We start from the raw sequence: 24,319 nt of genomic DNA, 5'->3' as shown, positions 1-24,319 counted from the left end.
CGTACACTCAATAGCCATTTATTAAACAGTAAATGGCTATTTTTTTAATTAAACAGTAATTCGGGTAAATAATGAAAATAATCATACTCGGTGCCGGACAAGTCGGTGGTACGCTTGCTGAAAACTTAGTTGGCGAACAAAACGAAATAACCGTTGTTGATATAGACGGCAACCGCTTACGAGAGCTACAAGATAAGTACGACTTACAAGGGGTTGCAGGGCACAGTGCACACCCAGATGTACTGCGACGTGCAGGTGCTGAAGATGCCGACATGATTATTGCGGTAACCAGCTCAGATGAAGTAAATATGGTGGCATGTCAAGTCGCGTATAGTATTTTTAATACGCCAACTAAAATTGCCCGCATCCGATCAGAGCAATATTTAAAATACCGCGAAAAACTATTTCATAACGATGACCTTCCGGTTGATCATTATATTGCCCCCGAAGCACTCGTTACCAAATATATTCGCCGTTTAATAGATTACCCAGGCGCGTTGCAAGTGCTGCAATTTGCCGATGGCATGCTCTCTCTTGTAGCTGTAAAAGCTTATTACGGAGGCTTATTAGTAGGCTATGCGCTTTCTGCTTTAAAAGAGCACATTCCGAATGTAGAAACCCGTGTAGCAGCAATTTATCGCCAAGGTAAAGCTATAAAGCCACTGGGCACCACGGTAATAGAAGCGGACGATGAAGTATTTTTCATTGCTGCCACTAAGCATATACGCGCGGTTATGAACGAGCTACAAAAGCTTGAACGTTCTTACAAAAAAATTATGATCGCTGGTGGGGGTAACATTGGTGCTGGCCTTGCTCGTTCATTGGAAAAAAACCACAGCGTTAAGTTACTAGAGCGCAGTAAAGAGCGCGCTGAGCAACTCTCTGAAATGTTAGATAACACCGTGGTATTTTGTGGTGACGCCTCAGACCAAGAGCTGCTATCTGAAGAACACATAGAGCAAGTTGATGTGTTTATTGCAGTAACTAATGATGATGAAGCAAATATAATGTCGGCCATGCTTGCAAAACGCATGGGCGCACAAAAAACCATGGTGCTTATTCAGCGTGGTGCGTATGTAGATTTAGTACAAGGGGGTGAAATAGATATTGCTATATCACCACAACAAGCAACTATCTCTGCGCTGCTAACACACGTGCGCCGCGGTGATATTGTTAATGTGTACTCGTTACGTAAAGGCGCGGCAGAGGCTATTGAAGCCGTTGCTCATGGCGATGAAAACACATCAAAAGTAGTTGGCCGTGCTATTGCCGATATAAAACTACCTGCAGGTACGACTATTGGCGCTATTGTGCGTAATGATGACGTACTGATTGCCCACGACGATACCGTTATTATGTCTGGTGACCACGTTATTATGTTTTTAATCGATAAAAAGCATATCAACGTAGTAGAAAAGCTATTCCAAGTGAGTGCTATATTTTTATAGCTAAACGTAAAAAAGCCGCTGACTAAGGCGGCTTTAGTGGAGTATGTTTTTACGTTGCTAAGCTTCCTTGCTATGCAAATCAGACCTACTGTACTTTTGAAAACTCTTGTTCAGAAATCTCACCATTACCGTCAGTATCTAACTGGTCAAAAATCTTCACTAGCTGTGAATTTACTTGCGCTTCTTGCTTTGAAATTGCACCATCACCATCGGCATCAAACGAGGCAAAGTCGACTGCTGCGTATGCTGCTGATGAAGAGGCTAATACGATAACGGCAAGTGCTGTATTTAATGTTTTCATAGTTGTATCCTAATTAAGAGGAAGTCCTTTTCTAAGATCCATGGGTTTAAAAAATTATCTAAAAAGTGCTTTTTACTAATGTGCATTATTAAATTTTAATGCACATTAGATTAGAGAAAATAACTCTTTGCTAAGTGAACGTGCATAGCTTAGCGCGCTCAATTGGCAAAGATCATCACGCCCTAGTATTTAGAGAACTCTTGCTTTGAAAGCTCACCATTTCCATCAGTATCAAGCTCTACAAACTCAGCCATTAAGTCCGCATCAACCGATGCTTCAGCTTGGCTAATAGCGCCATTGCCATCTACATCTAGCGTGTCAAAATCAGTCCCTGCAAATGCAGCAGAAGAAGAGGCAATAGCCATAAATGCGAGTGCTTTATTTAAATGCTTCATAATTTAATCCTTCAATATAAACAAATTAGTTAAGTTCACTAAGTGGTATACACAATCCTTGTTATCCTTTTTCGTAAGCTCCCTTGCCTACTTAGGTTGTCATTGGCAACTCAGGATAGTTACCACATATTAAGCTTCTGAAAATTCTGCTTTTGATAGCTCACCATCTTGGTCAGCATCTAATTCTGAGAACATACTCATCAGTTTTGCATCAATTGATGCTTCTGATTTGCTAATAGTGCCACTGCCATCTACATCTAACGTATCAAAATCGGTTGCTGCAAATGCAGCTGATGATGAAGCAAGGGCGATAAGTGCTAAAGTTTTATTAATGCTTTTCATAATATAATTCCTTCAAGTATATGTGTGCGATTAAGTGTTTTACTTTAAATCACGTTATTGTTCAGTACAGCCAGACTATTACAACTTGGATGCCAAGTTTTAAAAGTTAAATAATTTCATATGGTTAGAATAGCATTTGGCTATTTTTGATAATTTTAAGAGGATATTTTGTTGCAAACTAGCAACAAGGAAAAATATGAAGTTTATAAATCTAATTAAAACAGTTACTTATATATGGTAAAAAAGCTACAATTTTTAGCGTAAATTGAAAGGGTAAATATTTATCGAAAAAAGAGACTAAATTTTAGCAGTGAGAGGAGCTAACGTATTAAAATAGCTCACTTATAAAACCAATCTATACCGTTGATTTTTATATAAAATAAAAATTATTTTTTTAAAGTTATAAAAAATATTACTGCCATTAAAGTAAAAATGGCCATTTGTTGCTATTAAGCGAAAATACTTATTCTAATGGCAACTCAAGCATAGCGGGATCAATAAAGTGCTCTTTCATAAATGCCTTCATTTCATTTTCACTGGCTAAAAGTTTAATGCCACAATTAACCCCCGCTGCGTGTTCTTTCACACTGCATATTTCGCCAGTAAATGCTTTTTTGTTGGTATCAACCGTCACCGTACATTGCATATCTTTAATATTGTCATCGTTTTGATCGCCACGTACATCAAACATCACCCCAGTAAGCGAGATGTCTTTAATTACCCCTTCAAGTACTCTATCGTCACTGAGCGTTAACTTTGCAGGTAATAAGGTAGGTATGCGTGTTTGCGCACGCAGTGCAAATAACTGCACTTGCTTAGGGTAGTTAATAAAAATGAGCCTAGTCGGGTGTGAGGCAACCGACATTACCTGCTGCCTAAACGCTATTACTTGCCCACCACTGCCCTCTATCACTGCCCTTACCACAACCATTACACCATCACGCAGGTAATCACTTGCTGCAGGTAAACGCTTTGAATTTGGATAATTTAAGATAATAAACTTATTTTCCAACAAACCAATAAACTCTGTTTTAACGCGTTTGCTACTAGTAGGGGTAACTATTTCTAGGTCAACTAATCGCCCTGTTGTTAGCTGATGTAATTTATCTAAATTAGAATGTGGCATGCCTGTTCCTAAGCATCATTTTTATCTTATTATCCACGCCAAAAGGTCGGCGTAAATAACACGAGTAAGGTAAATATTTCTAAGCGGCCAAATACCATGGCAATAGTTAAAAGCCATTTGGCACCATCGCTCACCGCCCCATAATGTGAGGCAACATCACCTAAGCCTGGGCCTAAGTTATTTAAACACGCCGCCGTAGCAGAGAATGCGGTAATGTTGTCCATACCTGTTCCCATTAGCGCCAGCATTATAATAATAAACACCAGTGCATACGCTGAGAAAAACCCCCAAACAGCTTCAACTACTTTATCTGGCAGAGCTTTACGACCAAGCTTAATTGAGTATATAGCACGTGGGTGCACTAAGCGATTAAGCTCACGTATGCCTTGTAAATAAAGTAAAAACACCCGTACGACTTTCATACCGCCACCGGTTGAACCCGCACAGCCACCAATAAAGCTCGAAAAAATAAGTAATATAGGTAAAAACAGCGGCCAAGCCGAAAAGTTATCAGTAGCAAAACCAGCGGTGGTACTCATAGACACGGCCTGAAATAAAGCCTGATCAAGGGTTTCATCGCCATCAGCAAATATTTCGTTAGATGAAAGCACCGTAAAACAAATAACCACCAGCGCTAACTGAATAAGCAAAAATACTTTAAATTCTGGGTCGCGTATATACACCTGAATATTACGACTCGCTACCGCCGCGTAATGCAAAGAAAAGTTAACCGCCGCAATAATTAAAAAGAATACACATATAAAGTTAATGACAGGGCTATCAAAGTGCCCTATTGAGGCATCGTATGTAGAAAAACCGCCAATCGCTACTGTAGAAAACGCATGACATATAGCATCAAACCACTCCATACCTGCCGCCCAATAGGCCAGCATACATGTCACCGTTAACGATACATATATATACCAAAGGTGCTTTGCGGTATCGGCTATGCGGGGGGTCATTTTAGAATCTTTTACTGGACCTGGGATCTCAGCTCGGTATAACTGCATGCCACCAACTCCAAGCATGGGCAGTATAGCAACGGCAAGTACAATGATACCCATACCGCCAAACCACTGTAATTGCTGGCGATAAAATAAAACTGACTTGGGCAGGTATTCAATTCCGGTAAGTACAGTGGCCCCAGTGGTTGTAAGGCCCGAAAAGGCCTCAAACACTGCATCGGCCATAGACAAATTAGGTTCTTGTAAAAAAATCAGCGGTAACGATGCAAACGCCCCTAGTACCAACCAAAACAGTACAACAATTAAAAAGCCTTCGCGTGCTTTTAAATCACCGTTTTCATGCCTGTTTGGGTAGTAAGCTGTTAAACCAATTACCACACTAAATATAAACGCTAATACAAAAGGAACACCACCACCATCTTTATAAATTAAAGACACCACCGCAGGTGGCACCATGGTAATACTAAACAGCGCAACAAGTTGGCCAAGGATTTTTATGATGGTACGAAATTGCATGTAGCTTATCGCTTTTATTATTAGTAAATATAAGTGTGTAATACCAATCAGCAATAATATTTAATCATTTTCAGGGGCTAAACGTGTCGCTATCTGCGTTAAAAAATTCTCATTTAGAATAACTAAATAGCGAATTTTTTGCCTTGCTATCAACACGTTTATCCATCCTCAAAATAGATCACTTAATTATGCGGATTGGTATAAGTTATTGTCTTACTCTTTGATCGTTAACTCAACTGCGCCATGGCTTAAATCAAAAATATCTTTAATGGCCTGTTTTGCTTGGCGGCTATCAATAGTAATAACCCATTCAATATTAGCAGTAAATTGTTTTTCTATTTTAAGTACTTGATAATTGGTTTTTAACAACTGCTCTATAGCGCCCTGCATGCTGTATTCACTTTGACCAACCATCTCGATACTCGGTACTTTAGTCACCGTTTTTAGCTGCGCTAGCGCATTATTAAGCGACCCCCCATAAGCCCGCACTAAGCCACCAGTGCCTAGTTTTATACCGCCAAAGTAACGAGTAACAACCGCAGTAATTTCGCCAAGTCCAGAGCCCACCAGCACATTAAGCATGGGTTTTCCTGCGGTACCATTTGGCTCACCATCATCAGAAAAGCCATAAACATGGCTTCCGCCAGGGTTACCCGCTACGTGCGCCCAACAATTATGGCGTGCATCGGGGTACTTTTCTTCAATACTTTTAATAAAGTCTTTAGCAGCCTGTAAGTCTGGCGTATGCGCGATATGAACAATAAAGGTGCTTTTTTTAATTTCTTCTTGATGAAATACATCATCGGCAGGGTATTTATATTCAGACATAGTAAACGCTTAATTAAAAATGGGGCCAAAAGGCCCCTTTGCATTCGCGTATTTTAGCGCGGATTGTCGAGCTAGTCTTTATTCGCTTAGTCGAGCGCTAAATCACGAGTCATATTTTCTAGGCTGTCTTCGTGAACAATAATATTATCTTCAATACGAATACCGCCGTATGGTTTTAACGACTCGATTTTTTCCCAGTTAATAAACTGCTTACTGTCGGTTTGCGCTAAATCACCTAATAATGAGTCTATAAAATAAAGCCCAGGCTCAATAGTAAACACTTGGTTTTTCTCTATTTTACGAGTACAACGCAAGAATGGATGCCCTTCTGGCGATGGCTGGTGGGTGCCTGTATCATCACGCATAAAGCCGCCCATATCGTGTACTTGTAAACCAAGGTGATGACCCAAACCATGAGGGAAAAACGTGGAGGTAATTTTACGTTCAACAATTTCTGTTGCGGGTAAGTTTACAATATTGAAGTCGCTAAGAATTTGCGCAATACGGTTATGACAATCAACGTGTAAATCACCATACAACATACCTGGCTTTAATGCGTTGCCTAGCTCAATTTGTATTTGCGTCATTGTTTGTATTAGCTCAGCAAATTCACCCTGCTTTTTAAAATCGTAGGTACGGGTTATGTCTGCGGCATACCCATTAAAGTTTGCGCCAGCATCGATTAAAAACGAATTATGAGTAAGTGGTGCTTTTGGCTCAAAATGCGTGTAATGCAAAATAGCGCAGTTTTCGTTAAGCGCGACTATGTTGCCATACGGCATTTCGTTTTCGCTTTGGCGTGTAGCCATAAGGTAAGCTTGCTGAATATCAAATTCGCTACCACCGTTGTAAAACGTATCGCGCGCAGCTTTGTGGCCATCTACTGCAATACGGTTAGCTTGGCGTAAACATTCAAGCTCGTACTGCGTTTTATAAGCGCGGTTATAATGAAAGTAATTAAGTACTGGTTCTGGGTTCATAATACTAAAGCCAAGCGCTTGTGCTACCTCTAAGTATTCGCCCATGTAAGCGTATTTAGCCTTATCGTACGGTAATAGTTTTTCTACTTGATCAGGCTGTAGCAATAGTTCTATATCAAAATACTCAGCCCAAAAATCGCGTGGCTCGTCGGGTACTTTGTGCCAAAAATCAACTGGGCGGTAAAAAATAAGCTTAGGTTTATCACTACCATTTACCACAATCCAACAATGCGAATTATCAATAACAGGAAGCCATGCTTTAAAGTGCGGATTAACTTTAAATGGGTAATACATGTCGTCTAAAAACTGGCGCTTAGCTTGGCCTGAGTGAATAACTAAACCCTCGAGCCCTTCACGGTCACAAATTGTACGCGTACGTTGTTGTAATGTGGCAATATGCTCTGCATATAAAACGGCTAATTTATCCATTGTTAATCCATCTGTTAAATTTAACTTGCTTTGAGTCTACCACTTAAACGTAAAGCGCTCAAAAAAGGGGGATATTTAACATGTAAATATCCCCCTATGCTAATACCCGTTGTGCTAAGTTATTAGCCCTTTATTTAGCATGCTAAGATAACTAAATATTTAAGCCGATTGGTATTACCCGCCCATTTTCATTTTGAGTAACGGCGCAAGTACATTTCCTTCTCGGCCCATTCGGGTGTGGTAAACCTGCCTGTAAGCAAACACATTTTTTACGTAATCTCGCGTTTCTCTATAGGGGATCAGCTCAACCCAAAGCTCTGCGGGTATCGCTTCATCTGGTAACCAACGCTTAATACGATGATACCCTGCGTTATAAGATGCCGTAGCGAGTATTTCGTTACCTTTGTTTTTCTTTTTTAAGTACTGTAAGTAGCTAGTACCTAAGCGTATATTGGTTTTAGGTTGATACAAACGCGTACTCGATACTGATGCTTTGTTAACGTATTCTGCCGTGCTAGGTAGCAGCTGCATCAAGCCACGCGCATTTGCATGCGAACGCGCATCGGGTGCAAACGAGCTTTCACGCCGTGCAATGGCAATACTCCACGCGGGATCTATTTTGCTACGCTTACTGTAGCGCTCAAATATATCCTGAAATGCAAACGGAAAACGCAGCTCAACATAATCCCACGCTTTTATTTTAGCTAGCGTGAAAATAACGTTATCGTGCCAATTGTTTTGCGCTGCCACTTTTGAGGCGGCTAGTTTCTCTTCATCGGTAGAGGTGTTCGTTAAGTAATTCCATTCTCGCCGTGCAGAGGTAAAACGCTCGAGTTCGTAAAGTGCTTTTGCCCGTTTAAAGCCCGGCGCATTTATTACTTTATCTACCAATTTTTGATCAACCTCCAAAGGCTGATTATTTAAATCAACCGGCAGCCCTAATCGTGCCGCCGCTAAAAAACCATAGTAGTCGCGGTTAGCGGCCACTTTAGCCCAAATTTCGTCTGCTTTTTGTTGCTCGCCTCGCTTAGCATAGCTATAAGCAAGCCAATATTGCTGCCCTAAACTTAAATCGTCTTTACCCGTAAAAAAGGCCGCTATACCTTCCCAATCTTGGGTTTTGAGCATATTACCAAGTTGCCATTGAATTAACTTTTTATCTTGGCGTGCTTTAGGCACTTTATTGAGCCAAAAACTGGCCTGTTTATGCCCACTTGAGGCAAGCGATAAAGCAAACGAGTAATATAAATCTGCTTTTTCTTCATCGCTGTAATTAAACATTTTTTCAAGCTTTTGCCAGGCTCTTAAAGCCAGCTCTTTATCGCGCCAAATCAAACGCTTAACGCCATAAATAGCTATTTCACTCTCTTTAGCCGATTTATTTTTATAACGGTATAAACCAGCCGCTGCACTTGGGTCGCGGCGTACTTTTAAATATAAGTCAGCTAAGTAACGCTCATTTTTAGGTAGCAGCGTTTTTAAATACGGTAATAGGTTTTGTGTGCCACCTTGCGCTGCAAGCGTTATGCGCTTCCATACCAGCTCGCTGTTTAAATAACCTTTTTTACGCCAAAGCGAAAATAGCGAGTCGCACTCATTCGGTTGCGATTTCCCCACCGCCCATAAGTCGGTAACCTGATTAAAAATGGCTTTTTCTGGCGCCCCTAAATCAAGCTGAAAGTCTAAATAAGTACAGGTAAGCTCAGCATTTGAGGTTTCGCGATAATTACGAATATAGGCCGCTTTTTTATTGTTTTTTTCAAGATACTCTAGCCATGCTTTACGAACCGGCCACTCCAGCGGAGTATGTTCATAAATGGTTAGGTAATCTTCTATCTCGCTTTGGTATTTAAAATTGGGATGGCGTTGCCAGTATGTTTTTTCGACATAGGGCTTTAGCGGATGCTCTAACCCGTTTATTGCTTCTTTAAAGTCTTGGTAGCTTCCATAGCGCACTTTTTTTTCAGCATCTAAAAACGCGTCATTATCTATACTCGCTTGGGCAGAACTAAAAGGAAGAATAAAGGCAGCTGCCAAAGCGCTTAATAAAATTTTTTTCATAATATCCTTTAGGTTTAACGACCTGTCAGGGTTAATAATTTCCAGTTTGAGACACTAAAACAATAATGAGAGTGCCTTTAATAAAGTATGAACAACATTTACTTTACGCACTCATAATAATTAATGAGTACCTTTAGTACATTCCAGTACACCTTAGCACCAAACCAGCTATATTTTAACCAACCGTTTGTAACCGAGTTAAATTTTTCGTTGCATTTTAATTTTAAAGCAAGCACACTGGTCGAAATGCAAACTCATCGTACCAGTCTTAGTTCGTCAACTAGGGAGAATAATAATGTTATATAAAAGCGATTCCTTTGAAGTTAGCTTCCTAAAGGAAAACATCGCCGAGTTTAAGTTTTGTGTTGCAGGCTCTGTAAACACACTATCTCAGCAAACTCTTTCAGATTGTGCAGCCGCATTAAAAGAATTAGCGTCTAATTCTGATATTAAAGGCATGATTTTTACCAGTGATAAAGATCACTTTATTATTGGTGCAGATATCTTCGAATTTTTACCAACATTTACTAAACCAGAAGAAGAGTTAGTAACGTGGATTAAAAACGCAACCGACGTTTTTGACGCAATCGAAGATTTACCATTCCCAACCCTTAGCGCTATAAATGGCTTGGCACTTGGTGGTGGATGTGAGTGGGCACTTGCTACCGATTATCGTGTTGCAAGCGAAACAGCTAAAATGGGCTTACCAGAAGTTAAACTAGGCATTATGCCTGGTTTTGGTGGCACAGTGCGTTTACCACGCATTATCGGCGCAGATAACGCCATGCTTTGGATTACCTCAGGCGCTGAAAACCGCGCAGCCGATGCCCTTAAAGTAGGCGCGTTTGACGCGGTAGTTAGTGCTGACAAACTTTTAGAGTCAAGCCTAGCAACACTTGAATTAGCTATTGCTGGCAAGCTAGATTGGCAAGCAAAACGCAACGTAAAACTACAGCCACTGAAATTAAACCGTGTTGAGCAAGGTATGAGCTTTGCTATGGCTGAAGGTATGGTAATGGGTAAAACCAAAGGCCACTATCCTGCTCCGGTTATGGCAGTACGTACTATTAAAGCAGCGGCAAACTGTGATCGTACCGAAGCAATGGCAATCGAAAATGCTAACTTTGCAAAACTTGCACGCACTAACGAAGCTGCAGCACAAACCGGTATTTTCTTAAATGACCAGTTCATTAAAGGCAAAGCACGTAAACTTGCTAAGCACAGCGATGTTGAAATTAAACAAGCTGCTGTATTAGGCGCAGGTATCATGGGTGGCGGTATTGCATACCAGTCGGCTTATAAAGGTACCCCTATTGTAATGAAAGACATCCAACAGGATGCGCTAGATTTAGGTATGGGTGAAGCGTCTAAACTACTTGGTGCTAAAGTTAAACGCGGCCACATGCCAATGGAAAAAATGTTGGCAACGCTTAGCAAAATTAAGCCAACACTTAACGATGCCGACCTACAAAACGCCAACATTATTGTTGAAGCCGTAGTAGAAAACCCTAAAGTTAAGCAATCAGTATTAGCCGACCTTGAAAAGAACATGCCTGAAGGCACTGTACTTACATCAAACACATCGACTATTTGTATTGATTTGCTTGCAGAAGCACTCGATAAGCCAGAAAATTTCTGTGGTATGCACTTTTTCAACCCAGTGCCAAAAATGCCATTAGTAGAAATTATCCGTGGTGCAAAAACCTCTGATAAAACAATTAACGCAGTCGTTGATTACGCCCTTAAACTTGGCAAGTCACCTATTGTTGTTAACGATTGCCCAGGCTTTTTTGTAAACCGTGTTTTATTCCCTTACTTTGCAGGCTTTAGCAAATTAGTGGTTGAAGGCGCTGATTTTACAAAAGTAGATAAAGTAATGGAAAACGTATTTGGCTGGCCAATGGGCCCAGCTTACCTACTTGATGTTGTAGGTATTGATACGGCTTATCATTGTACTGGCGTAATGGCAGACGGTTTCCCTGAGCGTATGGCACGTGCAGAAAAAGATCCGGTTACTGTTTTTGCTAACGAAAAACGTTTTGGTCAAAAGAACAAAGCAGGCTTTTACAAGTACGAAACAGACCGTCGTGGTCGCCTTAAAAAATCAACCGATGCAACAGCAGTTGAGCTACTAGCGCCAATTACTGATGCACCTAAAGAATTTGATAAACAAGAAATCATTGACCGTTGTATGATCCCAATGATCAACGAAGTACTACTTTGTTTACAAGAAGGCATTGTTGCTTCTCCTCAAGAAGCAGATATGGCCCTTGTATACGGCGTTGGTTTCCCTCCATTTAGAGGCGGCGCGTTCCGTTACTTAGATCAAACGGGTTTAGCTAACTTTGTTGCAGCAGCAGACAAATATGCTCACCTAGGTGCGATTTACCAAGTATCAGAGCAAACTCGCAAATGGGCCGAAGAAGGTCATGTTTTCTATAAGGTGGAAGGTTAATATCATGAATAATCCAGTAATTGTAGATTGTATCCGCACACCAATGGGTCGCTCAAAGGGTGGCGTATTTAAAAACAAGCGTGCGGAAGATTTAAGTGCTCACCTTATGAAAGGGTTATTAGAGCGCAACCCAGCAGTTGATCCTGCATCAATTGACGATATTTATTGGGGCTGTGTACAGCAAACATTAGAGCAAGGCTTTAACGTTGCACGTAACGCATCACTGCTTGCAGGTATTCCACACTCAGTACCAGCTACAACCGTTAACCGTTTATGTGGCTCGTCAATGCAAGCATTGCATGACGCTGCTCGCGCAATTATGACAGGCGCTGGCGACACTTACCTAATTGGTGGTGTTGAGCACATGGGTCACGTTCCTATGACTCACGGTAACGACTTTCACCCAGGCTTAGCAACTTCAATTGCACAAGCATCTGGCTCTATGGGTTTAACTGCAGAATACCTTGCTACTATTCACGGAATTAGCCGCCAGCAGCAAGACGAATTTGCATACCGCTCACATCAACGTGCACATGCTGCAACAGTTGAAGGACGCTTCCGCCGCGAAATTTTAGCAATGGAAGGACATGCAGCCGATGGTTCACTTATTCTAGTTGAAGATGATGAAGTAATTCGTCCTGAAACAACCGTTGAAGGTTTATCTCAACTTCGCCCAGTATTTAACCCAGCTTCTGGCTCGGTTACTGCGGGTACATCTTCTGCACTTTCTGATGGCGCATCAGCCATGTTAGTAATGAGCGAAGAAAAAGCAAAAGAGCTAGGTTTACCAATTCGTGCACGTGTTAAAGCAATGGCGGTTGCCGGTTGCGATCCATCAATCATGGGTTACGGCCCAGTACCAGCAAGTAAAAAAGCATTAGCGCAAGCTGGCCTTACTATTGATGACATTGACGTAGCAGAGCTTAACGAAGCCTTTGCAGCACAGTCACTACCTGTACTTAAAGACTTAGGTTTAGCAGACGTGGTAGACGAAAAAGTGAATTTAAACGGCGGCGCAATCGCACTTGGTCACCCTCTGGGTTGTTCGGGTTCGCGTATTAGCACCTCGCTTATTCACTTAATGGAAGATAAAAATGCAAAATACGGTTTAGCAACTATGTGTATTGGTTTAGGCCAAGGTATAGCGACTGTATTTGAACGTGTTCAAGACTAACTATTAGCTTAAACATGTAAACCATCTTGGTGATTAAAAAGGCGAACTGATGCAAATCAGTTCGCCTTTTTTTATTGTGCCACCAGCTAAATGAATAATGTGATCGGGTGTATTAAATTTAAGCCAGATTGTTTTTTACTTTATTGAGCTGATTCGTTAGATGCAAAATAGTTAACCCACAGGTTTATTTGCGCTAAACTACCCGACCTAACCAAGCCGCGACTATTTTTACAGGTAACTTTTTATGAGCTTTGATAACCCCGATCACCAATTAGACGCCATGGGCCTGCGCTGCCCAGAACCTGTAATGATGATACGTGCTGCTATTCGCAAAATTAATGACGGCGAAACACTGCTTATCATTGCCGACGACCCATCAACCACTCGTGATATTCCAAGCTTTTGTACGTTTATGGATCACACGCTGGTGGCTAAAGATGTTGAAGAATCACCGTATAGATATGTGGTGAAGAAAGGGCTTTAAGGTTTGAAAGTTGGTTTAGTAAGTTGGTTTTTTTAATATTTAACGCATCGTTAAGAACATAAGCCAAATGTAGGTTGGGTTGAGTTTTACGAAACCCAACTTGTTTTATACCACCGAAATATTATTCATCATACAAAGTGCATGAATCACTATTGCAATGCCAATATTGGCTTAGTTTAGAATTTTTAACGTATTGATGAAAGCTTGAAAATGGCCAATCACTCACTTTAATAACATGGTTATGTTTCACCGGGTTGTAGTGAATATAATTAATATGGTTGTTTAAGTCTTCTTCATCCCTAATTTTATGTTCCCAATAGCGACGCTGCCAAATCCCGCGCTCACCTTTGGCTATTCGACTTTTATTACAAAACTCTGTTGATGGCAGCTCTCGAGAAAAGCCTGATTTAATAAGTCGCCAACGCATTGCGTAATTACTATCACCTTTAGGTAATTGCCAAATAGCATGAAGGTGATCGGGCATGATAACAATTGCAATCGTCTTTATTGGATGCTTTTTTGCCACCTTTAAATATACACGGCGTAATAACTCTATATTTTCCACAAGCAAAGGCTGAGATCTATCTTCTAAATTTACCGTAAAAAAATAACATGCACCCGCCTCTAACATACGCTTATAACGCATATTTTTATCCATAAAATAAACAGATAAATAAGAGTATAGATTAGTTTTGTTAATTGTAATCAAGACAAGTTTACGTAACTCAACGAATTTGATAACCACTAGCACAGTTTTATTCGCCGCATATGTTGGGTTTCGTTTCACTCTACCCAACCTACTTAAAATCTACTTATCCTTTATCACGCTTTTGATTTACGACTGTAATTAGACTAACTAAGCTCATAAATTTGATTGATTGCTTATAGAAATCAATAAAAATTATTCTTGATGTAGGTTGGGTTGAGTTTTACGAAACCCAACGTATTTGATAACCATCGAACAGCTTTATTCGTCACACATGTTGGGTTTCGTTTCACTCTACCCAACCTACAACATCCTTGTCACAAATCTATAAACACACTCGGGCAGCTAAAAGCTGACAGCTCTCAACTAACAGCTATTTCTTAGTAATCGTCACTTTCGGCTCATCATAATCACTGTAATCAATGCTTACTATGTAGGTGCCTTTTATTGCTGGCGAGTAGCTAAAATAATTATAAATGGTATTACAGTCGGCAAGCACTGCTTGGCCAAGTGTTAGTTTTTGCCCTGCAGGTTGTGCATCGCTATAGCCACAGTTGTAGCCTTCACTAAAATCGGCATCGGCTATTTTAAATTCGTACACTTTACCTGGCGTACTAAATTTAACTTCGGCTTGGTAAAGTGCGCCGCCCACTGGCATAAACTGATACTGAGGCTCGGCATCCCACAGTGTAAAGTCGCCTCTTAGGTAAATTGTTTTATCTAGCTCTTGTTGTGGTAATACATCGTTAATCGACACTTGGCTAGTACACGCGGTAAGTAGGCCGGCAATAGCCAGAGTTAAAATTCGTTTCATTGGCATCATTAATGGGTGTCCTTGGTTCTGTTAAAACTAAAAAGCCAGCAGTACGCTGGCTTTTTATTGGCTTAAGCTATGTTATTTTTGTAGTACAGATATATCTGCAATATCTAAAAATAAGCGGCTTAACTGGCTTAATAGCGCAAGACGATTTTGCTTTACAGCTTCATCGTCGGCCATAACCATTACGTTGTCAAAAAAGTTATCAACACTTTGGCGAATACCGGCTAATTGGCTCAATGCCTCTTGGTAGTTACCATCGCTGTAAAGCGGCGCAAGTTCGGTGGCAAACTTAGCAACTTGTGAGGCAAGTGCTATTTCTGCGTCATCACTTAATAAGCTCTCATTCACATCACCTGCGGTGGTAATGTTATTTTTAGCTAATATATTACCTACACGCTTATTAGCTGCTGCAAGTGCCTCTGCGGCTTCTAACGTACGGAAGTGACTTACCGCTTTAACTCGGCGATCAAAATCAACAGGTTTAGTAGGACGACGTGCAAGCACAGCTTGAATTACGTCTACTTCAATGCCTTCGTCTTGATACCATGCGCGGAAACGCCCTAGCATAAAGTCAAATACGTCGGTTGATACATTTAGGTTAGTTAGTTTTTCGCCAAACAGTGTTTGTGCTTTTGCTACTAAGTCTAAAATATCCAGCGGAAGTTCTTTTTCTACCATGATGCGCAGTGCACCAATAGCGGCACGACGAAGTGCAAATGGGTCTTTGTCGCCTTTTGGTGCTTGGCCTATACCAAAAATACCCACCAGCGTATCAAACTTATCAGCAATGGCTACTGCACAGCTGATTAGATTTGTAGGTAAATTGTCGCCCGCAAAACGCGGCATATATTGCTCGTTTTGTGCAATAGCTACGTCTTCTGCCTCACCGTCAAAGCGCGCGTAATGCATACCCATTACACCTTGTACGTCGGTAAATTCCATTACCATTTCGGTCATTAAGTCTGTTTTACTTAATAGGCCAGCACGTTTTGCAAGGTCTTTATCGGCACCTAGTTGCTCAGCAATATATCCTGCAAGTTCGCTAATACGTACAGATTTATCTTTAAGCGTACCTAACTGCTTTTGGAATAAAACGGTATCTAGCGACTCTAAGCGGCTTTCTAGAGTTTTCTTTTTATCAGTCTCAAAGAAGAACTGCGCATCAGCTAAACGTGGGCGCACTACTTTTTCGTTACCTGAAATTACCACGCTTGGATCTTTACTTTCGATGTTAGATACAAACAAAAACTTATTTAAAAGTTTGCCGTTTTGATCTAATAACGGGAAGTATTTTTGATCGTCCTTCATGGTGTAAATTAGCGCTTCGGCTGGTACATCTAAAAATGCTTCTTCAAATGTTGCCGTTAACGTTACTGGCCACTCTACCAGTGAAGTAACTTCTTCTAATAAGTCTTCATCCATTGCAACAACCGCATTCACTGCGCTTGCAGCGTCTTCTATTTGTGCACGGATTTGCGCTTTACGCTGTTCGTAATCAGCAATAACGTAGGCAGATTTTAATACGTCAAAAACGTCGTCTGCATGGTTAATGGCGACTTTTTCTGGATGATGAAAACGGTGCCCTTGTAACTGATTAGTTACTTGCTTACCTAATATTTCACCTTCAATTAGTTCATCGCCAAATAAAATAGTTACGGTATGAACAGGACGAATAAATTGTGTTTTATTCGCACCCCAACGCATTGGCTTTGGTATTGGCAGCTTTGCTAACGACTTTGCAATGGCATCGCTCATTAGCGTTTTGGTTTCTTGTCCTGCTACTTTAGCAATATGTAGTAACCAAGCACCTTTATCGGTTTCAAGTGTTTGTGCTTCACTTACGTCAATACCACAACCACGTGCCCAACCCATAGCTGCTTTAGTTGGGTTACCTTCGCTATCGAATGCTGCTTTTGTTGCAGGGCCTCGTTTTTCAACTTCTTTATCTTGCTGCTTTGCTTCTAATGCTTTTACTTGCAAGCCTAAACGACGAGGCGATGCATACCAGCTTACGCCTTCATGCCCAAGTTCTAGTGTTTCAAGCTCTGCTGTTAAGTTAGCGGCAAAGGCCTCTGCTAATTTGCGCAGTGCTTTTGGTGGCAGCTCTTCGGTGCCAATTTCTACTAATAAATTTTGTGCTGTCATGCTTACTTATCCTTACACAGCGGGAAACCAAGCGCTTCACGTGCATCGTAATAACTTTGTGCACATGCTTTTGATAACGCTCTTACACGTAAAATATAACGTTGACGCTCAGTAACCGAAATTGCATGGCGCGCATCGAGTAAGTTAAATGCATGCGATGCTTTCATTACTTGCTCGTACGCAGGTAGTGGTAAGTTAGCTTCAATTAGCTTTTGGCTCTCAGCTTCACACTTATCAAACTGTGCAAATAAGTCATCTACGTTTGCGTGTTCAAAGTTGTAAGTAGATTGCTCTACTTCATTTTGATGGAATACATCACCGTATGTAACACGCCCTAATGGACCGTCTGCCCATACTAGGTCGTAAATACTGTCTACGCCTTGAATGTACATTGCTAAACGTTCTAGGCCGTAGGTAATTTCACCGGTTACAGGAGAGCACTCTAAGCCCCCTACTTGCTGAAAGTAAGTAAACTGCGTTACTTCCATGCCGTTTAACCAAATTTCCCAACCTAAGCCCCATGCACCTAATGTTGGCGATTCCCAGTTATCTTCTACAAAGCGCACTTCGTGCGTTAGGGTATCAATGCCCATCGCTTCTAAAGAGCCTAAGTAAAGCTCTTGAATGTTATCTGGTGATGGCTTTAGTACCACCTGAAATTGGTAGTAATGTTGTAAGCGGTTTGGGTTTTCACCATAGCGGCCATCGGTAGGACGGCGACACGGTTGTACGTATGCGCTCGACATTGGCTCTGGGCCAATAGATTTTAAGAATGTTTGCGGGTGAAATGTCCCTGCGCCCACTTCCATATCAAGTGGTTGAATAATGACACAGCCTTGCTGCGCCCAATAATCCTGTAAAGCCAGGATCAAACCTTGAAAGGTTTTAACGTCATATTTTTGCATATTTGGCTTTTTACTATCTGAAAGTAGCGTGAAAATTACCCTCAGTATACCTTGTGCACACGCAGGTTTTAAGCAGTTTGTGCGGTTGTTAAAATAAAAAAGGAGCCTTTAGGCTCCTTTTAAGATGTAAGTATAATTTTTTACACGTCTAAGTTAACTACGCGAAGAGCGTTCGTTTCGATAAAGTCTCGACGAGGCTCAACTTGATCGCCCATTAACGTTGCAAACAATTGATCTGCCGCTACAGCATCTTCAATTGTTACTTGTAACATACGACGAGCGCTAGGATCCATTGTGGTTTCCCACAGTTGGCTAGGGTTCATTTCACCTAATCCTTTATAGCGCTGAATATAGATCCCGCGCTTAGATTCTGCGATCAACCATTCCAAAGCATCCACAAAGTTATCAACAGGTTTTGTTTTCTCACCACGTTGAACATATGCGCCTTCTTTTAAGATGTTAGCGATCTTCGTACCAGTAACGGCAATGCGTTGGTAGTCGCGCGAGGCGATAAAGTCGTAATGTAATACGTGTGCTTTATCCACACCGTGCTGACGAATATTCACAACCGGGAAGTACAAGTTACGCTCTGCATCATGCTCTGTTCCAGCGTGGAAAATTGTTGCATCTTCATCACGTGCTACTAAGTCGTCAACTAACTCTTTAGTCCACTCAATTACTTTAGCTTCGTTAGATAAGTCTTCAACTTTTAACTCGCTTTGGTAAATTAAACGCTCCATTACCGTATTAGGATATTTACGTTTTAAGCGCTCAATTACTTTAACTGTGTTTTGGTAATCTTGTACTATTTGCTCAAGCGCTTCACCTTCAATTGCACTTGCATATTCGCTTGTGTAAAGCGCTGCATTGTTTAGTGCAAGTGATGTTAGGTAATCTACAAGTGCAGGATCATCTTTAATATAACGCTCTTGCTTACCTTTTTTCACTTTGTAAAGTGGTGGCTGTGCAATGTAAATGTAACCACGCTCAACAATTTCTGGCATTTGACGGTAGAAGAATGTTAGTAGCAATGTACGAATGTGAGAACCATCCACGTCCGCATCGGTCATGATAATGATGCTGTGGTAACGTAGTTTTTCTGGATCATATTCATCACGGCCAATACCACAACCTAGTGCTGTAATTAGCGTTGCTACTTCTTGTGAAGAAAGCATTTTATCAAAGCGTGCTTTCTCTACGTTTAAGATTTTACCTTTAAGTGGCAAAATTGCTTGGTTTTTACGATTACGACCCTGCTTGGCTGAACCGCCAGCTGAGTCACCCTCCACTATGTATAGTTCAGATAATGATGGATCTTTTTCTTGGCAGTCTGCTAATTTACCAGGTAAACCAGCTAAATCCATAGCGCCTTTACGACGAGTCATTTCACGGGCTTTACGCGCCGCTTCACGAGCTCGTGCTGCATCAATAATTTTACCAACTACAATTTTGGCATCCATTGGGTTCTCTAGTAAGAAATCAGAGAACTTTTCAGCCATTGCTTGCTCAACCGCAGACTTAACTTCGCTTGATACTAGCTTGTCTTTAGTTTGTGATGAGAACTTAGGATCAGGTACTTTAACACTAACAACTGCAGTTAAGCCTTCACGTGCATCATCGCCCGTTGCGTTACTGGTTGTTTTAGCTTTTTTGTTAAAGCCTTCTTTTTCCATGTAGTTATTAAGTGTACGTGTTAGCGCAGATCTAAAGCCGGCTAAGTGAGTACCACCATCACGTTGTGGAATGTTGTTTGTAAAACAGTAAATGTTTTCTTGGAAACCATCGTTCCACTGCATTGAAACTTCAACGCTAATACCATCTTCCTCACGCTCGTGAGTAAAGTGGAATACACCTTTATGTACAGGTGTTTTATTGCGGTTTAAGTACTCAACAAACGCTTGAATACCGCCATCATACTTAAAGTGGTCGGTTTTATTTTCTTCGCGTTCATCAGTTAAGATGATACTTACACCAGAGTTCAAGAACGATAGCTCACGTAAACGCTTAGCTAAAATATCATAATGAAAATCTAGGTTTGTGAATGTTTCACCACTTGGCCAAAAACGTAGTTCAGTACCCGTTGTGTCAGCGTCGCCAATAATAGCTAATGGAGCGTTTGGTACGCCCATACTGTAAGTTTGTTCGTGTAATTTGCCTTCACGACGAATAGTAAGTGTTAGTTTTTCTGATAATGCATTTACTACCGATACACCAACACCGTGTAAGCCACCTGATACTTTATAAGAGTTATCATCAAACTTACCACCAGCATGCAGTACCGTCATAATAACTTCGGCAGCAGACACACCTTCTTCTTCATGAATAGAAGTTGGAATACCACGACCGTTATCTCTTACAGAGACTGAACCGTCTAAGTGAATCGTTACATAAATATCATCACAATGACCTGCTAAGGCTTCATCGATAGAGTTATCAACGACCTCAAACACCATGTGGTGTAAGCCTGTGCCATCATCGGTGTCCCCTATATACATTCCAGGACGCTTTCTTACTGCGTCTAATCCTTTAAGTACTTTAATACTCGACGAATCGTAATTCTCAGACATGGTTAATCCCACTTATCTTGTTATTAGGTTGCCATGTTTCACGTGGAACATTTGTAGTTCTCGTTGCATGGGTTCCACCACAGCAGAAATACTTTCAGACAAAATTGAAGAAATAAAAATTTGAGAACTGCAATGAGCCAATAATTGTCCCACTTTCTCTTTTGTATCTTCGCCTAACTCTGAAGGTAAATCATCTATTAGCAATATAGATTGCTTATCTGTCTCTGACTCAATTAAACTATTTTGCGTTACTTTTAACGCATAAAGCAATAACTTCAATTGACCGCGCGAGAACGTATTCTCTACACTATTGCCAGCGACACTAAAACTAAAGTCAGCCTTATGAGGGCCTTTACTTGTAAAACCTTGGCGAGCGTCTCGCTCAAAGTTTTGCTCTAATGCATCACTTAAAGACTCACTGTCTTTCCAGCCTGCATTAAAGTTGATTTCTAAATCGCGTATAAGCGTTAATTCTGCACACATTTTATCAAAAAACTGCTGCTTAAACCTACTTATATACGCCATTCTTAATTTATTTATTTGTTCTGCCAGTCTAACAAATTCTTTGTCCCAAAACCTAATTTGGTCAAAATAATTCTTTGGCTTGCTTTTTAATAATGCATTGCGTTGTTTAAGCACTTTATTAAACGATTGCCATAAATAAAAAAACTCATGTTCCACGTGGAACAAACCCAAATCTAAAAACTTACGTCGCTCTTTTGGGCCACCAAAAAACAATGAATAGCTTTCAGGTGTAATAATCTGCACAGGCATTAACTGTGCAAGTTCAGAGATTTTTCTACTGGCCTTGCCTTGTATTTTTAAATTAGTTTCACCACTTTGGGTTTTACTAATTCCAATAGGGATAGACAAGTCGTGTAGCGCTTTGCGGCCATGTATTACAAACTGATCTTGCTGATGTTGAATAATACTTTTATGTTTAGGTGTTCGAAAAGATTTGCCGTGAGAAAGGTAATAAATAGCCTCTAAAAGGCTGGTTTTTCCGCTGCCGTTTTCACCATAAATTATATTAACGCCGTTGACTGGTTCTAGCGTCAGTGCCTCAATATTACGAAAATACTTGAGGCTCAAGTGACTTAAACTCATTTATAATTGGTATCTTATAATCGCATAGGCATAACCACGTACATAGCTTCTTCATCACCCGCACCTTCAATAAGTGCGCTGCTATTTGAATCTGCTAATGTAAATAGTACATCTTCTGTTTTTAATGTATTTAGTACATCTAATACATACGATACGTTAAAACCAATTTCTAACTCATCACCCTCATACATTACTTCTACTATTTCCTCAGCCTCTTCTTGCTCAGGGTTATTAGCCGTAATTTTAAGTAAGCCATTGGCAAGGTTTAAACGCACACCTCTAAATTTTTCGTTAGATAAAATAGACACACGTTGAAACGCATTACGTAACCATTCACGGTTAGCGGTAATTACTTTATCTCCACCACGCGGTAATACTCGGCGGTAATCCGGGAAACGGCCATCCACTAGCTTGCTGGTAAAAGTAAATTCCACATCAATAATACGAATATGATTAGCGCCAAATTGAATAGTAACTAATTCTTCATCGGCAACCATAAGGCGCATAATTTCTTGCACACCTTTACGCGGTATTATTAGTTGGCGCTGCGTATTTAACGATTGGCTTAATTCTTTTTGTGCGATTGCTAAACGGTGACCATCGGTGGCGACTGTTTTAATATCCGCGTTATCAACTTCAAACGACATACCATTTAAGTAGTAACGTACATCTTGGTTAGCCATTGAAAAATGCGTGCTTTCGAGCAACTTACGTAACTCTAAACGCGTTAGTTGAAACTCAACCTCGCCATCCCACTGCTCTAAATTAGGAAAATCTTCCGCGGCAAGTGTAGTCAGTGAAAAGCGGCTTTTACCACTTGTTAATAGCAGTTGATGCTCTTGCAAGCTCAACGTAAGCTCAGAGCCATCTGGTAGGCTTTTACAAATATCGAGTAATTTTTTAGCAGGTAGTGTTAACTTTGTATCGGCAATATCATCACCAACAAAAACACCTGCAACGAGTTCAATTTCAAGGTCTGTGCCTGTCATTGAAAGTTGCCCATTTTCTACCACTAACAGTACATTAGATAATATAGGTAACGTATGTTTACGCTCAATGGCACCCGATACTTGCACTAATGGCTTTAAAAATTGTTCTCTTGAAATGGTTATTTGCATAATAAAGTCAGCCCTAAGATGACAACGTTCTTATTAAATTTTGATAATCTTCTTTTATTTCGTGGCTCTCATCACGGAGTGATTTAACCTTACGACACGCATGTAATACAGTGGTGTGGTCACGTCCACCAAATGCGTCACCAATCTCAGGTAAACTGTGATTAGTTAATTCTTTAGATAATGCCATAGCTACTTGCCGCGGCCTTGCGATAGAGCGGCTACGACGCTTTGATAACAGATCTGACACACGAATTCTGTAATACTCGGCCACGGTGCGCTGTATGTTGTCTATAGTGACAAGTTTATCTTGTAGTGCCAATAAATCGCGCAGCGCTTCTTTTACAAAGTCGATAGAAATTGGACGCCCGGTAAAATTAGCATTGGCTATTACACGGTTAAGCGCGCCTTCTAATTCACGTACGTTTGAGCGCAGTTTTTTAGCGATAAAAAAGGCAACTTCGTGCGGTAAATTAATTTTACTTTGCTGCGCTTTTTTCATCAAAATAGCTACGCGCGTTTCAAGCTCTGGCGGCTCTATAGCAATTGTTAAACCCCAACCAAAACGTGACTTAAGTCTGTCTTCTACACCTTCTATTTCTTTTGGGTAGCGGTCAGAGGTTAAAATAATTTGCTGATTACCTTCTAATAATGCATTAAAAGTATGAAAAAATTCTTCTTGTGAGCGCTCTTTATTAGCAAAAAATTGAATATCATCAATCATTAGCGCATCTACACTACGGTAATAACGTTTGAATTCTTCAATGGCATTATTTTGTAGTGCTTTTACCATGTCTTGCACAAAGCGCTCAGAATGCATGTAAACAATTTTAGCATCGGGCTTGTTAGCCATAATGCCATTACCTACTGCATGTAATAAGTGAGTTTTACCTAAGCCTGTGCCACCGTAAATAAATACCGGGTTAAAGGCAGAGCCAGGGTTATCTGCAACTTGTGTTGCAGCCGCTTTTGCTAGCTGGTTAGATTTACCCTCAACAAAGCTGTCAAAGGTATAGTTATCTTTTATATTAGATTTATAGCCTGATTTAGGCGCTGGTTCTACTGCTGCTTTTTGTTCTACAGGTTGCTGTTTAGCAGGAGCCTGTGAACTAGGTGATGCAGGGGCTTCAACACTTGGCGCCGCCGCTTGAGTATTTAGTAGTGGTTTACTACCAACATCAAAACGTAACTCGGGCGCTTCATCACCACAAATTTCTACCAGTAACTCATTAATACGGTTTAAATACTTTTCTCTTACCCAATCAAGAACAAAGCGATTAGGTGCGTAAATCGTTAAGGTATCTTCGGTACTTTCTGCTTGTAGTGGTCTTACCCACATACTGAATTGTTGCGAAGGCAACTCATCTTGCAATACATATAAACAACTTTGCCAAACCGACAGATACACAGTTAAACTCCCAGAGGTATAATTTTTATTCCCGCACATCAA

General features: G+C 40.7%; 20 protein-coding genes. 4 read left to right on the top strand and 16 right to left on the bottom strand.

Annotated features, from left to right (window positions below):
* Nucleotides 1-71 precede the first annotated feature (71 nt).
* The gene (gene trkA / locus QUE46_RS00100; RefSeq protein ID WP_286245697.1) at nt 72-1,448 is read left to right on the top strand and encodes a Trk system potassium transporter TrkA; all 1,377 of its coding nucleotides are present in this window, start codon (nt 72-74) and stop codon (nt 1,446-1,448) included.
* 85 nt (nt 1,449-1,533) lie between these two features.
* Here the strand turns inward: trkA and QUE46_RS00095 are convergent, their stop codons facing one another.
* From QUE46_RS00095 to QUE46_RS00060, 8 genes are all read right to left on the bottom strand, one after another.
* Nucleotides 1,534-1,749, bottom strand: a complete 216-nt coding sequence (locus QUE46_RS00095) for an EF-hand domain-containing protein (RefSeq protein WP_004588041.1) — start codon at nt 1,747-1,749, stop codon at nt 1,534-1,536.
* Between the two features lie 182 nt (nt 1,750-1,931).
* Nucleotides 1,932-2,144 (bottom strand): calmodulin-like protein, encoded by a 213-nt coding sequence (locus tag QUE46_RS00090; protein ID WP_004588042.1) that lies wholly within the window; start codon nt 2,142-2,144, stop codon nt 1,932-1,934.
* A 129-nt stretch (nt 2,145-2,273) separates the two neighbouring features.
* Nucleotides 2,274-2,486 (bottom strand): EF-hand domain-containing protein, encoded by a 213-nt coding sequence (locus QUE46_RS00085; protein ID WP_286245696.1) that lies wholly within the window; start codon nt 2,484-2,486, stop codon nt 2,274-2,276.
* 463 nt (nt 2,487-2,949) lie between these two features.
* Complete coding sequence (locus tag QUE46_RS00080) at nt 2,950-3,612, bottom strand: flagellar brake protein (RefSeq protein WP_286245695.1); 663 nt, start codon at nt 3,610-3,612, stop codon at nt 2,950-2,952.
* 29 nt (nt 3,613-3,641) lie between these two features.
* Nucleotides 3,642-5,093 (bottom strand): TrkH family potassium uptake protein, encoded by a 1,452-nt coding sequence (locus QUE46_RS00075; protein ID WP_286245694.1) that lies wholly within the window; start codon nt 5,091-5,093, stop codon nt 3,642-3,644.
* 213 nt (nt 5,094-5,306) lie between these two features.
* Nucleotides 5,307-5,921, bottom strand: a complete 615-nt coding sequence (locus tag QUE46_RS00070; RefSeq protein ID WP_286245693.1) for a YigZ family protein — start codon at nt 5,919-5,921, stop codon at nt 5,307-5,309.
* A gap of 86 nt (nt 5,922-6,007) precedes the next feature.
* The gene (pepQ, locus tag QUE46_RS00065) at nt 6,008-7,330 is read right to left on the bottom strand and encodes a Xaa-Pro dipeptidase (RefSeq protein WP_286245692.1); all 1,323 of its coding nucleotides are present in this window, start codon (nt 7,328-7,330) and stop codon (nt 6,008-6,010) included.
* Between the two features lie 174 nt (nt 7,331-7,504).
* Nucleotides 7,505-9,391, bottom strand: coding sequence for a transglycosylase SLT domain-containing protein (locus QUE46_RS00060; protein ID WP_286245691.1), 1,887 nt, complete (start codon nt 9,389-9,391; stop codon nt 7,505-7,507).
* A 295-nt stretch (nt 9,392-9,686) separates the two neighbouring features.
* Here QUE46_RS00060 and fadB point away from each other — a divergent pair, with 295 nt between their 5' ends.
* From fadB to tusA, 3 genes are all read left to right on the top strand, one after another.
* Nucleotides 9,687-11,846, top strand: a complete 2,160-nt coding sequence (gene fadB / locus QUE46_RS00055; protein WP_286245690.1) for a fatty acid oxidation complex subunit alpha FadB — start codon at nt 9,687-9,689, stop codon at nt 11,844-11,846.
* A gap of 4 nt (nt 11,847-11,850) precedes the next feature.
* On the top strand, nt 11,851-13,020 hold the full coding sequence (fadA, locus tag QUE46_RS00050) for an acetyl-CoA C-acyltransferase FadA (protein ID WP_055016201.1): 1,170 nt from the start codon (nt 11,851-11,853) through the stop codon (nt 13,018-13,020).
* Between the two features lie 244 nt (nt 13,021-13,264).
* Nucleotides 13,265-13,504, top strand: a complete 240-nt coding sequence (gene tusA / locus QUE46_RS00045) for a sulfurtransferase TusA (RefSeq protein ID WP_286245689.1) — start codon at nt 13,265-13,267, stop codon at nt 13,502-13,504.
* Between the two features lie 121 nt (nt 13,505-13,625).
* Here tusA and QUE46_RS00040 read toward each other — a convergent pair whose 3' ends face one another.
* From QUE46_RS00040 to dnaA, 8 genes are all read right to left on the bottom strand, one after another.
* Nucleotides 13,626-14,150: a transposase gene (locus QUE46_RS00040; RefSeq protein ID WP_286245688.1), complete on the bottom strand. Its 525-nt coding sequence runs from the start codon at nt 14,148-14,150 to the stop codon at nt 13,626-13,628.
* A gap of 433 nt (nt 14,151-14,583) precedes the next feature.
* Nucleotides 14,584-15,033: a hypothetical protein gene (locus tag QUE46_RS00035; protein WP_286245687.1), complete on the bottom strand. Its 450-nt coding sequence runs from the start codon at nt 15,031-15,033 to the stop codon at nt 14,584-14,586.
* Nucleotides 15,034-15,105: 72 nt separating this feature from the next.
* Entirely contained in the window at nt 15,106-17,175 is a 2,070-nt protein-coding gene (gene glyS, locus QUE46_RS00030) for a glycine--tRNA ligase subunit beta (protein WP_286245686.1), read from the bottom strand.
* Nucleotides 17,176-17,177: 2 nt separating this feature from the next.
* The gene (gene glyQ / locus QUE46_RS00025) at nt 17,178-18,080 is read right to left on the bottom strand and encodes a glycine--tRNA ligase subunit alpha (RefSeq protein WP_004588055.1); all 903 of its coding nucleotides are present in this window, start codon (nt 18,078-18,080) and stop codon (nt 17,178-17,180) included.
* 140 nt (nt 18,081-18,220) lie between these two features.
* Entirely contained in the window at nt 18,221-20,647 is a 2,427-nt protein-coding gene (gyrB, locus tag QUE46_RS00020) for a DNA topoisomerase (ATP-hydrolyzing) subunit B (RefSeq protein WP_286245685.1), read from the bottom strand.
* A 12-nt stretch (nt 20,648-20,659) separates the two neighbouring features.
* A complete protein-coding gene (gene recF / locus QUE46_RS00015) occupies nt 20,660-21,754 on the bottom strand; it encodes a DNA replication/repair protein RecF (RefSeq protein WP_024032132.1) in 1,095 nt (364 codons plus the stop codon).
* A 14-nt stretch (nt 21,755-21,768) separates the two neighbouring features.
* Entirely contained in the window at nt 21,769-22,872 is a 1,104-nt protein-coding gene (gene dnaN / locus QUE46_RS00010) for a DNA polymerase III subunit beta (protein ID WP_286245684.1), read from the bottom strand.
* Between the two features lie 13 nt (nt 22,873-22,885).
* The gene (dnaA, locus tag QUE46_RS00005; protein ID WP_004588059.1) at nt 22,886-24,277 is read right to left on the bottom strand and encodes a chromosomal replication initiator protein DnaA; all 1,392 of its coding nucleotides are present in this window, start codon (nt 24,275-24,277) and stop codon (nt 22,886-22,888) included.
* Between the last annotated feature and the right edge of the window lie 42 nt (nt 24,278-24,319).

The sequence above is a fragment of the Pseudoalteromonas sp. MM1 genome (assembly GCF_030296835.1).
Classification (GTDB): domain Bacteria; phylum Pseudomonadota; class Gammaproteobacteria; order Enterobacterales; family Alteromonadaceae; genus Pseudoalteromonas.
The sequence above is the reverse complement of the archived record's forward strand: the minus strand, read 5'-3'. Positions and strand labels throughout refer to the sequence as shown.

Coding starts and splice junctions, on each gene's coding strand:
- trkA (WP_286245697.1), top strand. CDS start 72: ATGAAAATAATCATACTCGGTGCCGGACAAGTCGGTGGTACGCTTGCT.
- QUE46_RS00095 (WP_004588041.1), bottom strand. CDS start 1,749: ATGAAAACATTAAATACAGCACTTGCCGTTATCGTATTAGCCTCTTCA.
- QUE46_RS00090 (WP_004588042.1), bottom strand. CDS start 2,144: ATGAAGCATTTAAATAAAGCACTCGCATTTATGGCTATTGCCTCTTCT.
- QUE46_RS00085 (WP_286245696.1), bottom strand. CDS start 2,486: ATGAAAAGCATTAATAAAACTTTAGCACTTATCGCCCTTGCTTCATCA.
- QUE46_RS00080 (WP_286245695.1), bottom strand. CDS start 3,612: ATGCCACATTCTAATTTAGATAAATTACATCAGCTAACAACAGGGCGA.
- QUE46_RS00075 (WP_286245694.1), bottom strand. CDS start 5,093: ATGCAATTTCGTACCATCATAAAAATCCTTGGCCAACTTGTTGCGCTG.
- QUE46_RS00070 (WP_286245693.1), bottom strand. CDS start 5,921: ATGTCTGAATATAAATACCCTGCCGATGATGTATTTCATCAAGAAGAA.
- pepQ (WP_286245692.1), bottom strand. CDS start 7,330: ATGGATAAATTAGCCGTTTTATATGCAGAGCATATTGCCACATTACAA.
- QUE46_RS00060 (WP_286245691.1), bottom strand. CDS start 9,391: ATGAAAAAAATTTTATTAAGCGCTTTGGCAGCTGCCTTTATTCTTCCT.
- fadB (WP_286245690.1), top strand. CDS start 9,687: ATGTTATATAAAAGCGATTCCTTTGAAGTTAGCTTCCTAAAGGAAAAC.
- fadA (WP_055016201.1), top strand. CDS start 11,851: ATGAATAATCCAGTAATTGTAGATTGTATCCGCACACCAATGGGTCGC.
- tusA (WP_286245689.1), top strand. CDS start 13,265: ATGAGCTTTGATAACCCCGATCACCAATTAGACGCCATGGGCCTGCGC.
- QUE46_RS00040 (WP_286245688.1), bottom strand. CDS start 14,150: ATGCGTTATAAGCGTATGTTAGAGGCGGGTGCATGTTATTTTTTTACG.
- QUE46_RS00035 (WP_286245687.1), bottom strand. CDS start 15,033: ATGATGCCAATGAAACGAATTTTAACTCTGGCTATTGCCGGCCTACTT.
- glyS (WP_286245686.1), bottom strand. CDS start 17,175: ATGACAGCACAAAATTTATTAGTAGAAATTGGCACCGAAGAGCTGCCA.
- glyQ (WP_004588055.1), bottom strand. CDS start 18,080: ATGCAAAAATATGACGTTAAAACCTTTCAAGGTTTGATCCTGGCTTTA.
- gyrB (WP_286245685.1), bottom strand. CDS start 20,647: ATGTCTGAGAATTACGATTCGTCGAGTATTAAAGTACTTAAAGGATTA.
- recF (WP_024032132.1), bottom strand. CDS start 21,754: ATGAGTTTAAGTCACTTGAGCCTCAAGTATTTTCGTAATATTGAGGCA.
- dnaN (WP_286245684.1), bottom strand. CDS start 22,872: ATGCAAATAACCATTTCAAGAGAACAATTTTTAAAGCCATTAGTGCAA.